This window comes from Synechococcus sp. L2F, from assembly GCF_024345695.1.
GTDB lineage: Bacteria > Cyanobacteriota > Cyanobacteriia > PCC-6307 > Cyanobiaceae > MW101C3.
In genome coordinates this window covers 408172-420811 of sequence record NZ_JAGQBP010000002.1, presented here as the reverse complement: position 1 = coordinate 420811, position 12640 = coordinate 408172, and the positions used below count along the sequence as shown (strand labels likewise).

The window sequence follows — 12640 nt, the reverse complement described above, 5'->3', positions numbered from 1 at the left end:
CTCTGGAGATGGCGCCACAGCTGAGCTGGAGCCCGACCTCAGCCGCGCCGCGGCGGCGCGAGAGGGATTTCGGCGATGCTGAAATCGCGCTTGATCGTCTGGGCGTTGAGGTAGCTGATCGGGTCGTCGGCGTTGAAGGGCTGGCCGTCGAACAGCGCGATGTCATGCCGCTGGTAGCTGATCGCTTCGAGGCCCAGTTCGCGGGCGGCGGTGCTGAACACCCCCACCTGGCACACCCGCTCGAGGATCTCCACCCAGTTGCGCGGCAGCGGGATGTCACCCCAGCGGGCCATCTGGGTCATCATCCAGAGGTGCTCGGTGCGGCTCGGCCGGTTCACCCCTGCGCCCGAGAACAGGTGGTGCGGCGTGGCCTCCTGGCACTCGGGCCCTGAACGATCGACCCCCTCGCTGGTTTCGCTGAAGCGGATCAGCTCCGGCTTGATGCCCAGGTAGCGGCGATCACTCAGCAGCTCGCTGAGCTCACCCCAGTGGGCCGGCTCGGCGCAGTACTGGCAGGCCTCCAGCAGCGCTTTGACCAGCGCAATGTGGGTGTTCGGGTAGGCCGTGGCCCAGTCTTCGCGCACCCCCAGCACCTTGCCGGGATGGCCGGGCCAGATCGCCAGATCGCCGGCCACCTGGAAGCCGTGGCCGCCCTGGATCGCCCGGTCCAGCCAGGGAGCCCCCACGCAGTAGCCATCGAGGCTGCCGTCCTTGAGGTCGGCCAGCATCTGGGCCGGCGGCAGGGCCTGCAGGTGCACGTCCCTGTCGGGGTCGATGCCGTTGGCCGCCAGCCAGTAGCGCAGCAGCAGGTTGTGCATCGAGGCTTGGTGCACGATCCCCAGGGTGTGGGGTTCGCGTTCGTGGCTCTTGAGGTAGGCGTGGTAGTCCTCCACCGTCTGCACCCCCTGCTCAGCCAGACGGCTGGCCAGGGTGATGCCGTTGCCGTTGCGGCTGAGCGTGAGGGAGGTCACGATCGGAAGCGGTGATCCGCCATGGCCGCCGGCTGTCATCCAGGTGGGCATGCCGGCGGGCATCAGCGAGGCATCGAGCGTGCCGTCCACCAGGCCGTCGACGATGCCGCGCCAGCTGGTTTCACGGATCAGGCTCACCTCGTCGAGGCCGTGCTTGGTGAACAGGCCATGGGCCTCGGCCACCGCCAGCGGCGCGCTGGCCGCCAGGGGCAGAAAGCCCAGATCCAGATTCACCTTCTCGAGGCCGTGGCGGGCCACCACCTGGTGGGGGCGGGCACGCCACTGCTTCACCCGCTTCTGGCGGTTGAGGAAATAGATGATCTCGGAGCGCAGGCTGTAGTAGCTGGGGTGGTGCACCACTTCCAGCCGTGCCCGTGGCCGGGGAATGTCCACCTCGAGGATGCCGCCGATGTTCGAGCCGGGGCCATTGGTGAGCATCACGATGCGGTCGGAGAGCAGCACCGCCTCGTCCACGTCGTGGGTGACCATCACCGCGGTGAGCTCGTGCTCGTTGCAGATCTGCATCAGCTTCTCCTGCAGATTGCCCCGCGTGAGCGCATCGAGGGCGCCGAAGGGTTCATCCAGCAGCAGCAGCTTGGGGCGGATCGCCAGGGCGCGGGCAATCGAAACCCGCTGGCGCATGCCGCCGGAGAGTTGCTGGGGCAACTTGTCGACCGCAGGCCCCAGCCCCACCATCTCGATATGCTCCTGCACAACGGCGTCGCGTTCGGCCCTGGGCAGATCGCCCATCACCTCGTCAACCGCCAGAGCGATGTTCTGGCGCACCGTGAGCCAGGGGAGCAGCGAATAGTTCTGGAACACCACCATCTTGTCGGGGCCGGGGCGCTTGACCGCCTCCCCCTCCAGCAGCACCACGCCTTCGCTGGGCAGATCCAGGCCGGCGATCATGTTCAACAGGGTGGATTTGCCGCAGCCGGAGTGGCCGATCAGCGAGATGAATTCCCCTTTTCGGATCTCCAGGTCGATGCCTTGCAGGGCCAGGTAGGTGCCGCCGCCCTTGAGGGCGAAGCTCTTGTCGATGGTGCGCACATCCACCAGGGAGGGCGCCGCTTGGGTGGTCATGGTTGGGGTCTCCTGAGGAAGGGCCTGAAGGGGTGGAGCCGGAAAGGGCTGAAGGAACGTTGGAGTGAATGATTGAGCAGAAGGGTGAATGAACGATCCGCGCTCATTGACCAGCCGAAATACGGGTCTGCAGCCAGGCCATCAGTCGATCGAGCACCAGGCCGATCGCACCGATCCAGATCACACCGAGCACGATCTCGCCCACATAGTTCTGCTGGTAGGCATCCCAGATGAAGAAGCCGATGCCCACGGTGCCAGGCATCACGATCTCGGCAGCGATGATTGCCAGCCAGGCCAGGCCAATCGAGATGCGCAGGCCGGTGAAGATGTAGGGGAGAGCCGAAGGAATCAGCACCTTGGTGAAGAAGCGCCGGCTTGACATCTGCAGCACCAGGGCGACGTTGCGGTAGTCCTGCGGGATCTGACGAACCCCTTCCGCCGTGTTGATCAGGATCGGCCACACCGCCGTGATGAAGATCACGAAGATGGCGGCCGGTTGGTTCTTCTGAAACAGCACCAGGGCGATCGGCACCCAGGCCAGCGGTGCCACCATGCGCAGGAACTGGAACAGGGGATCGAAGGCGCGGTTGATGCCGGGCTTCAGGCCGATCGTGATGCCCACGCCGATGCCGACGATGGCCGCCAGGGTGTAGCCCTGAGCCACCCGGCCGAGGCTGGCCATGGTCTGCCAGAACAGGCCCTTATCGAGGCCGCCGCGGTCGTAGAAGGGATAGAGGATCAGGTTGCGGGTGCGCTCCTCGGTGAACAGGCTGGTGGGAGCCGGCAAAGCGATCAGGCCGGTCATCGAGAGGATCTGCCACACCAGCAGGAAACTGCCGACGCCCAGAAAGGGGGGCAGCCAGTTGCCCGTGTTGCGTAGCAGCTTGCTGAAGGGACTGGCGCCAGTGCGCTGTCGATTGGGAGTGATCGAAACCATGAATCTTCTCGGGAAATGAGGGGGTGAAACTGCGTCGTGCAGAGGGAGAGGTGAAGGGCAGCAGGGAGAGCTGTGCGCCAGCTGACCCAGGCGTTGGCCTGGTCGGTCAAGGGAATCGGCACGTGGGGGCTGACGCTTGCCGCACCACGTCCTCTTTTGCCTCTTGCCCATGGGCTGACGGGCCCTGTGCTGAGGGGTGGAGGTCGAAGAGCTGATCCCTCCGGCCTCCACCCCTGGTGGATCGATAGCGAAGGGTTGCCTACTTCTTGATCTTCAGGCTGTCGAGATAGGCCTGAGGATTTTCCGGGTCATAGGTGATCCCGTCGAAGAAGGTTTCCTTGCCGCGGCTGGAGCTGGTGGGGAGTTCAGCGGCGGGGAGCCCCAGCTCCGTGGCGGCCTGACGCCATAGGTCTTCGCGAACAACCTTGTCGTTGATCGCCTTGGCTTGCTCCACCGTATCGACCACGCCTGGATAGAACTTCCAGCGCATCGACTCCAGCAGGAACCAGAGCGTGAGGCTCTTGTAGGGATAAGAGATCACGCCCCGATCGCTGGCCCAGTAGAGCGGCCCCATGGCCGGATCGGTTTCGGGCTTCATCTCGGCGCCGATCTTGTACTGGCCCTTCAGTGCCGCCTCCAGGATCGGCGCCGGGATGTTGTACCACTTGCGGGAGCTGAGGATCGTGGCCACCTCGCTGCGGTTTTCGGCCTTGTCCATCCATTGCTGGGCTTCGATCAATCCCTTGATCAAGGCGACGGTGGCCTTGGGATGTTTGTCCACCCAGTCGGCACGAACAGCCAGGTATTCCTCAGGGTGGGATTTCCACATCTGGGCAGTGGTGGCGGCCAGATAGCCCTTGCCATCGGTCACGATCCGCGAGGGCCAGGGATCACCGGTGGAGAAGGCCTCCATGGTGCCGTTGGTCATGCCCTGCAGGGTTTCCGTGGCTGGCACGGTGAGCAACTCCACCTCGGTATCAGGGTTGACGCCACCGGCGGCCAGCCAATAACGGATCCAGAGCTCCTGGTTGGCCTTGGGGAAGGTGTAGGAGGCGCGGAATTTCCGTCCTTCCTGTTTGGCGTAGTCCTTGAAGAAGGAACCCGATGACCTCAGGTCGTAGGTGAGCTTGGCCTCCTTGACGCTGTTGGAGGCGGCGATGCCGTTCCCCTGGCTCATCAGCATCGCCAGGACATACATCGGCACCTTGCGGCCGTTGGTGATGGCACCCTCGCTGATCATCTGGGGCATCGGCATCTGCCACTGACCGCCGTCGATGCCACCGCCAGCCGAGCCGAGCACCACGTTGTCGCGGGCGGAGGGCCAGCTGGCCTGCTTGGTGAGCTTCACATCGAGGCCATGCTTGGCGAAGAAGCCCTTCTCCACGGCCACCACCAGCGGCGCGGCTTCCAGGATCGGGATGAAGCCGAGGCTGATCGTGTTGGTCTCGAGGTTGGCGTCGGCGATGGCAGTTGCCGGCGTGCTGGCGGTGCCGCCTCCAGGTTCCGGTGGGTTGCCCAGGCAGCCGGCGAGCAGGGCGCTGCCCAGCACGGCACTGCCCATCAGGGCGAGAAAACGGCGTCGTCTCGTCATGGGAATTTTGGTAGGGAGAATGGTGTTGTCGGCTGGACGTCAGGTCCAGGATTGCCAGGCTTCAACAAAGCCGGGCTCAGTAAAGATGCAGGCCATGGGTTGAAGGATGCATGGCCGAATGGGCGGCCCTAGGGATGGAGCATGGGTCACCGTTGCGGCGGTCGAGAGAACTTAATGCCTGACAGAAACGGCTGGGTGCTTTGGTGCTGAAGGATTGCCAATCGCACCGATCAGCCTGGCCTATGCATCGAAATCCGGCCGCTGGAGCAATGGTTGCCTGGCCAAGTCTGTGGCTGGGTCTTTACTCAACGTTCCCCTTCCCAGGAGACCCGCCCCTTCCAGGCTGCATCAACGCAATGGCGCGATTCCAGTGGCCCCTACGCCTGGTCCAACGCGTGCCATGACCCGATGCAAAGCCACTCCGCCCCGCACGATCGCGTTGTCCATCGCGGTGTGCCGGCATCAACGCGCCTTCCCCTGCTCTTTCCCCACGACCTGACCACAACTCCCACGCCATTCGCTCACTGCTCCTCCGGGAGTGCAGGCACACGCGCAGACGCGTCTGCAGCTGCCGCTCTCAATACAGCGTCCGATGGGGATGTGGCAGAAGCAGGTCAACCTCTCCTTGCGTCCCGATCATTCCTGCGGTCTTGTAGTGGCTCAGGGCTTTGGTGATGCTCACACGCGTCGTGCTGCAGATCTCGGCCAGCACGCGATGCGTCAGGTTCATCTCCTGCAGCGACAGCAGAGTTCCCCGGCTGGTGACGATGCCGAAACGCTCGCCGATCCAGCGCAGCAGATGCAGAAGCCGGGCGTCGACCGGACGCAACCGACCGATTCTCAGCAGGGTGGTCATCTGGGCGATCTGGCTGTGGAGCGAGGCTGTCAATTCCTCCGGCGAAGGTGTCACCTCCACCAGCAGGGCTCTTGTCAGGCAGGCCCTTTCGGTGGGTTGCCACTCGGGCCTCGGGGGTGGCAAAAGGTCGCCAGGGCCCGCTAATCCGATGGTGACCAGCTCTCCATCCGGCGACCAGGTGTTGGTGCGAACGTACCCATCATTCACTCTCCAGCAGTGCACCGAAGGCACCAGGCTCCTGGATTCCAGAGTGAGCTTGAGCGTCCGCATGGGTGGCTGGATCGTCATGGTGGGTGGCCGGCAGAGGCAAGGAGAGAGTGAAACCATTCGTGCAAGCCCGCTGCATCTGCTCGCTGTGCAAGCCCGCTGCATCAACCCGACGCGCAAGCCCGCCGCATAGGCCCGACGTGTCAGTCCGACGTGCCAGTCCGACTGGCAGGGATGACGCACAAGCGGCACATGTTCACCTGGTTGATGGCAGCCCAGCTGTGGCCGTGCGTTATCCACGCGGTTCCTCCCGTGGAGGACTCCACCATCTGCTTCTCAGGCTGGCTGACTGCCAGAGAAGCTGAAACGTCCGGCCCGGCTTGCTGCTCTGAGACGATCAGCTCAGGGCCTTGGTGCGTGGGCGTGGACCGCAGGATCAGGAGAGAGCAACCATCGAAACAGGTCCAATCGTCTCCGTAGCTGTAGCGGCAGGGGCGGTTGAATCGAGGCTGGCTGGAGCAGGGTCAGCGCCCCGGTGTGCGTGATGAAGGGTGAGGCGATCTGCTGGAGACCGGGAAAGACTAGGGATCGTGTTCAGGTTTGGGCGGTGCCGAACCACAGGATTCAAAATGCAGGCGATCAGTGCGGTTGATGAAAGCCGCACGGGCCATCTCTTCACCTGCGTCTGGCGAGCCCCTGGCCGCTTTCGCTGCAGCGGCGTAGTTTGCCCGTGCTGTTGGTTGCAGGAGCGTGAGAGCGGTCACGGGCGCCACTTCAGCCATTGCCGCCTGGAGTGCGTGCGGGCGACGCGTCAGCCTGGCCACCTGCCATGGCAAGGAACGGGTGATGGCCCGGCCGCTGCGCCGGGCCCTCGGCGTGGAGCTGGTGCTCGCCGCCGGCTTTGACACCGACAGCCTCGGCACCTTCTGCGGCGAACGGCCCCGCCCGGCGGATGCCGCCACCACCTGTCGCCTCAAGGCGGAGGCGGGCATGGCGGCCACCGGCCTCGACCTCGGCCTGGCCAGCGAAGGCAGCTTCGGGCCCCATCCGGCGCTCCCCTTTCTGCCCCTGGCCACCGAGTGGATGACCTGGGTGGACCGTCGCCACGATCTGGTGATCACCGAGCGGCTGAGCGGCTGCCGCACGAACTTCGACCATTGCACCGCGGCCCCTGGCACTCCGCTGGAGGCCTGGCTGACCCGCATCGGCTTCCCGCGCCATGCCGTGATCGTGCGTCCCCATCAGCCCGGCGCTGAGCCGTTCCTGCGCAAGGGGGTGTGCGGCGCCGCGGAGCTGACGCAGGCGATCCACCAGGCCAGCACCGCGTCCGCTGATGGCCTGGCGCTGGTGGAAACGGACATGCGGGCCCACTGCAACCCCACCCGCATGGCCTCGATCCGCGCCCTCACCTTCCGGCTGGCGCGGCGCATCGCCACCCCCTGCCCCGCCTGCGGGGCACCCGGCTGGGGGCCGCTGGAGTCCCTGCCGGGACTGCCCTGCGGCTGGTGCGGCAGTCCCACCTCGCTGCTGCGGGCGGAGCGTTTCGGCTGTGTTCGCTGCGAGGCCAGCGAGGAGCATCCGCGCCGGGATGGGCTGTTGCAGGCCGATCCGCAGCACTGCCCTTACTGCAACCCCTGAGGGCGGGGCCCGCCTGGGGTTGATCGTCCTGGCCTGTGGCGGGCATTAGGAGCTCCAATCGAACACACGACCTGCTTCCCCGCCGCTGTTCTTAGGTTGAGCGCCACCGACCCGTTCTCTCCCGAGGCACCAGGCATGACACCCGTCGCCACGGCCGCTGCGCCCCCCGCCCCGCCCCGCCTTTCGTTGCAGTGCGAGCCGATCGGGCCCGACACCACCACGCTCCGCTCGCTCGACTGGGACCGCAGCCGCTTCGACATCGAGTTCGGCCTTCGCAACGGCACCACCTACAACGCCTTTCTGGTGCGGGGGGAGCGCACCGCCCTGATCGACACCAGCCACGCCAAGTTTGAGGACACCTGGCTGCCGCTGCTGGAGCAGCAGATCGATCCAGCCGCGATCGATTTCCTGATCGTGTCCCACACCGAACCCGACCACTCCGGCCTGATCGGCGCCCTGCTCGACCGCAACCCGGAGATCGAGATCGTGGCCTCGAAGGTGGCGATCGCCTACCTGGCCGACCAGGTGCACCGCCCCTTCCGCAGCCGCGCGGTGAAAAGCGGGGAGGAGCTCGATCTGGGCACGAACCCCGAGAGCGGTGTGGCGCACCGCTTCGAATTCCTCAGTGCCCCCAACCTGCACTGGCCCGACACGATCTTTTCGTTCGATCACGGCACCCGCATCCTCTACACCTGTGATGCCTTCGGCCTCCATTACTGCGGCAACGACGTCTTCGATAGCGACCCCGGCGCCATCGCTCCCGACTTCCGCTTCTATTACGACTGCCTGATGGGCCCCAACGCCCGCAGCGTGCTGCAGGCGCTCAAGCGCATGGACGCTCTGCCCGAGATCGCCATGATCGCCACCGGCCACGGGCCACTGCTGCGTGAGCACCTGCGCCTCTGGATCGGCGACTACCGCGACTGGAGCAGCCAGCGCAGCGCCGGCGAAACCTATGCGGCGGTCTGTTATGTGAGTCAGTACGGCTTCTGTGACCGGCTCAGCCAGGCGATCGCCCGCGGCATCGGCAAGGCGGAGGCCCAGGTGCAGCTGGTGGATCTGCGCGCCTCCGATCCTCAGGAATTGGCCGCCCTGGTGGGGGAGGCCAGTGCCGTGGTGGTGCCCACCTGGCCCGCCAACCCCGATGGGGACCTGCAGCAATCGATCGGCACGCTGCTGGCGGCGCTCAAGCCCAAGCAGTGGGTGGCCTGCTACGACGCCTTCGGCGGCAACGATCAACCGATCGACAGCGTGGCCAGCCAGCTGCGTGGCCTGGGCCAGAAGGAGGCCTTTGCGCCGCTGCGCATCCGCCAGGCCCCCGATGGCAACGATTACCAGCGGTGCGAAGAGGCCGGCACCGACCTGGGCCAGCTGCTCACCAAGGCGAAAACGATCGCTGCCATGAAGGCGATCGACGCAGATGTGGACAAGGCGCTGGGGCGGCTCAGCGGTGGGCTTTACATCGTGACCGCCCGCCAGGAGGAACGCAGCAGCGCCATGGTGGCCAGCTGGGTGAGCCAGGCCAGCTTCGATCCACCGGGCCTCTCGATCGCCGTGGCCAAAGACCGCGCCATCGAGGCGCTGATGCAGGTGGACGATCGCTTTGTGCTCAACATCCTGCGCGAAGACAACTACCAGTCCCTGCTGCGCCATTTCCTCAAGCGCTTCCCCCCCGGCGCCGACCGCTTCGCCGGGGTGCCCACCCTTGAGGGCGCTGCCGCCGGTGGTCCGGTGCTGAGCGATGCCCTCGCCTTCCTGGGCTGCCGGGTGGTGCAGCGCATGGAAACCCCCGACCACTGGATCATCTACGCCGCAGTGGAGGAGGGCACGGTGTCCGACACCGAAGCCGCCACGGCCGTGCATCACCGCAAGGTGGGGAACCATTACTGATGGCTGATCTCGTCCTAGCTCCCACCATTCCGGCCGCGGAAGTGATCGACCGCAGCGTCATCGCCATTCCGCTGGAAGACGGCCTGACCTGCCTGCGCTGCCTCAGCCCCAAGCGGCTGCGTTTCGAGGTGGAGTACGGCCTGGAGCGCGGCACCAGCGCCAATGCCTTCCTGTTCGCCGGTGGTGTCAACAATGCCAAGCGGGAGATCCCGCCGGTGCTGGTGCATCCCCCGGGCGCTTCCTTCACGGCGCCGTTCCTGGCCCAGCTGGCCGCCATGGTGCCGGCGCAGGCGCCGCTCAAGGTGGTGGTCGGTCACGTCAACCCCAACCGGGTGGCGCTGCTGCGCGAGCTGGCGGCCGCCTGGCCCGCCCTGATGCTGGTGGCCTCCAACACCGGCGCCCGGCTGGTGGAGGAGCTGTGGCAGCAACGCCGGCCCCCGGCTCCGGGCAGCGAGGCGGAGGAGCCGCCGCTGCCTGCCCTGCCGCCGATCGATGTGGTGAAGCAGGAGGTCAGCCGCGAGCTGGCCAACAGCTTCCGCCTCACCCTGCTGCCCGCCCCCACGCCCCGCTGGCCCGGCGCCCTGATCGCCTTCGAGGAGCGCACCGGCCTGCTGATGAGCGGCAAGTTCTTCGCCGCCCACCTCTGCAGCGAGGCCTATGCCGAGGCCAACCGCGACAGCACCGAGGAAGACCGGCGTCACTTCTACGACTGCCTGATGGCGCCGATGGCCCGCCAGGTGGAAACGGTGGTCGACCGGCTCGATGAGCTGGAGATCCGCACCATCGCGCCCGGCCATGGCCCGGCGATCACCGAGAGCTGGCGCAGCCTGCTGGCCGATTACCGGCGCTGGGGCGAGAACCTCGAGAAAACCCGCCTGTCGGTGGCGCTGCTCTACGCCAGTGCCTACGGCAACACCGCCGCCCTCGCCGATGCCATCGCCCAGGGCGTGGCGCGCACGGGCGTGCGGGTGGAGAGCATCAACTGCGAGTTCGCTCCCCCCGACCAGCTGCTCGAAGCGATCCGCAGCTGCGATGCGGTGCTGATCGGCTCCCCCACCCTGGGCGGCCACGCCCCCACGCCGATCGTTTCGGCGCTCGGCACCCTGCTGGCCGAAGGCGACCGCGCCCGGCCTGTGGGGGTGTTCGGCAGCTTCGGCTGGAGCGGAGAAGCCATCGATCTTCTGGAAACCAAGCTGCGGGATGGCGGCTTCCGCTTCGCCTTCGAGCCGATCCGGGTGAAGTTCAGCCCCGATCCGCCCACGCTCAAGCGCATGGAGGAAACGGGCACGGCCCTGGGGCGGCAGCTGCTCAACCAGCAGAAGCGTCAACGGCGCGTGGTGGCCGGTGGCCTCAGCGAAAGCCGCAGCAACCCGGCGGTGCTGGCCCTCGGGCGCGTGGTGGGCTCGCTCTGCGTGCTCACCTGCGTGAAGGGAGAAGGGGCGGCCGCCCTGAGCGGCGGCATGGTGGCCAGCTGGGTGAGCCAGGCCAGCTTCACCCCGCCCGGCTTCACGGTGGCGGTGGCCCGGGATCGCGCCGTGGAGAGCCTGCTGCACGTGGGCGACCGCTTCGTGCTCAACGTGCTGGCCGAGGGACGCGAGAGCGGCCCGATGAAGCGCTTCCTGCAGCCCTACCCCCCCGGCGCCGACCGGCTGGCGGGCCTGGAGCTGGAGCAGAGCCCGGCGGGCCAGCCGGTGCTGCCCGAAGCACTGGCCTGGCTGGAGGCCAGCGTGAGCCAGCGGATGGAATGCGGCGACCACTGGCTGGTGTATGCCCAGGTGAGCCATGGCGGCCTGCTGGACGGCACCGGCGTCACCGCTGTGCACCAGCGCCGCAGCGGTGCCAGCTACTGAGCCACTGACTGAGGCAGTGGCACGTTCGGCAGGGGCGAACGGGCCTCGCGGAAACAGGGCGCCTCGAACAGCCGGCGCTGGCTCAGGCTTTGCACCCGAGGGGGAACGCCCGGCTTGGAGTAGCGCAGCACGAAGATCTGGTCGAACTCCATCGCACCGATGGCGGGCATCGTCGCCCAGCCCAGCCCCCGGGCCAGTTCCGGCATGTGGCGGTGCTCCCAGAACAGCACCACGTTGCCGCCCTTGTAGGCCGGCTGGCTGAGGATCTCCTGCCCATCCATGAAGGAATCCTCCAGTGACGACTGGGCAATCGAAATGTTGATGCCGGTGGCCACCCCCAGCGGCACGGCGCTCTGGTAGCTGCGGGCGTTCTTGCTGGATTCGGGGTTGAGGAAGAAGGTGCGGATGTGGGTCGGAGCCCCGAAGCAGGCGGGAAGGAGCCGGCCCAGGTTGATCGAGCGCAGGAAGCCGCGGGCCGAGAGGTTGTAGTTGCCATCGCCGGAGGCCACCTTGTCGCCGTGGCGCAGCAGGATCACCTGCCGGGGCAGCGCCCCCACAGGCGCGGCACCAAGGACGAAGGCGGCCACAGCAACAGCGGCGGCCGCAGTGGCGCGGAGCCGCGGTCCGATGGTGGCCGCGGCACGGCGGCGGTGTGAACCCGGGAAGGCCATGGGCGGTGGGCTGTGAGCTGTGGGCGGTGGGTCCGGCCGGAACAGACGCCTGCGGGCGCAGGGTCCCATGGTGGCAGTGCAGCAGGCTCGACCCGCGAGGGTGGCCGTTCCACCACAGCCTCCGAAGCGGCCTCATCCCAGCCTCCCCACAGGCCCGGGGCACCGCGCTGCGCCACCGTCGCCTTGCAACGGCCCACCTCCCATCCCACCGCACGCCGTCTCCATGGACATCGCCAAACCCGGCACCCTCGCCAACCTCGAAGCGGCCTTCGGCGGCGAGAGCATGGCCAACCGCAAGTACCTTTTCTTCGCTGATGTGGCCAAGCAGCTCGGCAACAGCGAGCTGGCCCGCCTCTTCCGCGACACCGCCGCCCAGGAAACCGAGCACGCCTTCGCGCACTTCCGCCTGCTCCACCCCGAGCTGGTGGTGGCCGATCCCGCCGCGCTCTCAGAAGAAGCCAGACAAGAGGTGCTGAGCCGCTGCCTGGAGCTGGCGATCGAGGGTGAAACCTACGAGTACACCACCATGTATCCGGAGTTCGCCGCCCAGGCCCGCGCCGATCGCGATGACGGTGCCGTGGCCGAATTCACCGAGCAGATCGCCGAATCCGAGCAGCATGCCGGCCTCTTCCGTCAGGCGGCCAGCAACTTCGGCCGGCTCACCCCGATCGAGCACCACCACGCCGACCGTTACAGCGTGGCCCTCGAAGCCCTTCAGGGCCAGGGCGCGGCCGGAGAAAGCGAGCCCGTGGCCGGCCTGTGGATCTGCAAGGTGTGTTCGGTGATCTACGACCCGGCCCTGGGCGATCCGGACTCAGGCATCGTCGCCGGCACGCCGTTCGAGGCCATCCCCGACAGCTGGGTCTGCCCGCTCTGCGGCACCCGCAAGGCCAATTTCATCCCCTACCGGGAGCCGGTGCTGCTGCCGGCCTGAGCCGCCGCAACC

Annotated in this window: 9 protein-coding genes; 4 read left to right on the top strand and 5 right to left on the bottom strand. The window is 67.0% G+C overall.

Annotation, left to right across the window (positions count from 1 at the left end; all coding sequences use genetic code 11):
• Positions 1 to 38: 38 nt before the first annotated feature.
• From KBZ19_RS07010 to KBZ19_RS06995, 4 genes are all read right to left on the bottom strand, one after another.
• Positions 39 to 2054, bottom strand: coding sequence for a nitrate ABC transporter ATP-binding protein (locus KBZ19_RS07010; protein WP_255100373.1), 2016 nt, complete (start codon positions 2052 to 2054; stop codon positions 39 to 41).
• A gap of 103 nt (positions 2055 to 2157) precedes the next feature.
• Positions 2158 to 2991 carry a nitrate ABC transporter permease gene (ntrB, locus tag KBZ19_RS07005; RefSeq protein WP_255100372.1) on the bottom strand — a complete coding sequence of 278 codons (834 nt, stop codon included), beginning with the start codon at positions 2989 to 2991 and terminating at the stop codon, positions 2158 to 2160.
• 259 nt (positions 2992 to 3250) lie between these two features.
• Positions 3251 to 4582 carry a CmpA/NrtA family ABC transporter substrate-binding protein gene (locus KBZ19_RS07000; protein WP_255100371.1) on the bottom strand — a complete coding sequence of 444 codons (1332 nt, stop codon included), beginning with the start codon at positions 4580 to 4582 and terminating at the stop codon, positions 3251 to 3253.
• 577 nt (positions 4583 to 5159) lie between these two features.
• Positions 5160 to 5726: a Crp/Fnr family transcriptional regulator gene (locus tag KBZ19_RS06995; protein ID WP_255100370.1), complete on the bottom strand. Its 567-nt coding sequence runs from the start codon at positions 5724 to 5726 to the stop codon at positions 5160 to 5162.
• Positions 5727 to 6395: 669 nt separating this feature from the next.
• Here KBZ19_RS06995 and KBZ19_RS06990 point away from each other — a divergent pair.
• The 3 genes from KBZ19_RS06990 to KBZ19_RS06980 all read left to right on the top strand — a co-directional run bounded on the left by KBZ19_RS06990 (position 6396) and on the right by KBZ19_RS06980 (position 11023).
• Positions 6396 to 7283, top strand: coding sequence for a DUF6671 family protein (locus KBZ19_RS06990; protein ID WP_255100369.1), 888 nt, complete (start codon positions 6396 to 6398; stop codon positions 7281 to 7283).
• Positions 7284 to 7418: 135 nt separating this feature from the next.
• Positions 7419 to 9173 (top strand): diflavin flavoprotein, encoded by a 1755-nt coding sequence (locus KBZ19_RS06985; RefSeq protein ID WP_094511346.1) that lies wholly within the window; start codon positions 7419 to 7421, stop codon positions 9171 to 9173.
• Positions 9173 to 11023, top strand: coding sequence for a diflavin flavoprotein (locus KBZ19_RS06980; protein ID WP_255100368.1), 1851 nt, complete (start codon positions 9173 to 9175; stop codon positions 11021 to 11023). The genes KBZ19_RS06985 and KBZ19_RS06980 overlap by 1 nt, the downstream gene beginning before the upstream one ends.
• Here the strand turns inward: KBZ19_RS06980 and KBZ19_RS06975 are convergent.
• Positions 11017 to 11763 (bottom strand): hypothetical protein, encoded by a 747-nt coding sequence (locus KBZ19_RS06975; protein WP_255100367.1) that lies wholly within the window; start codon positions 11761 to 11763, stop codon positions 11017 to 11019. The two genes, KBZ19_RS06980 and KBZ19_RS06975, sit on opposite strands and share 7 nt — an antisense overlap.
• Positions 11764 to 11917: 154 nt before the next feature.
• Between KBZ19_RS06975 and KBZ19_RS06970 the strand changes: the two genes are divergently transcribed.
• The gene (locus KBZ19_RS06970) at positions 11918 to 12628 is read left to right on the top strand and encodes a rubrerythrin family protein (RefSeq protein ID WP_255100366.1); all 711 of its coding nucleotides are present in this window, start codon (positions 11918 to 11920) and stop codon (positions 12626 to 12628) included.
• Positions 12629 to 12640 lie beyond the last annotated feature (12 nt).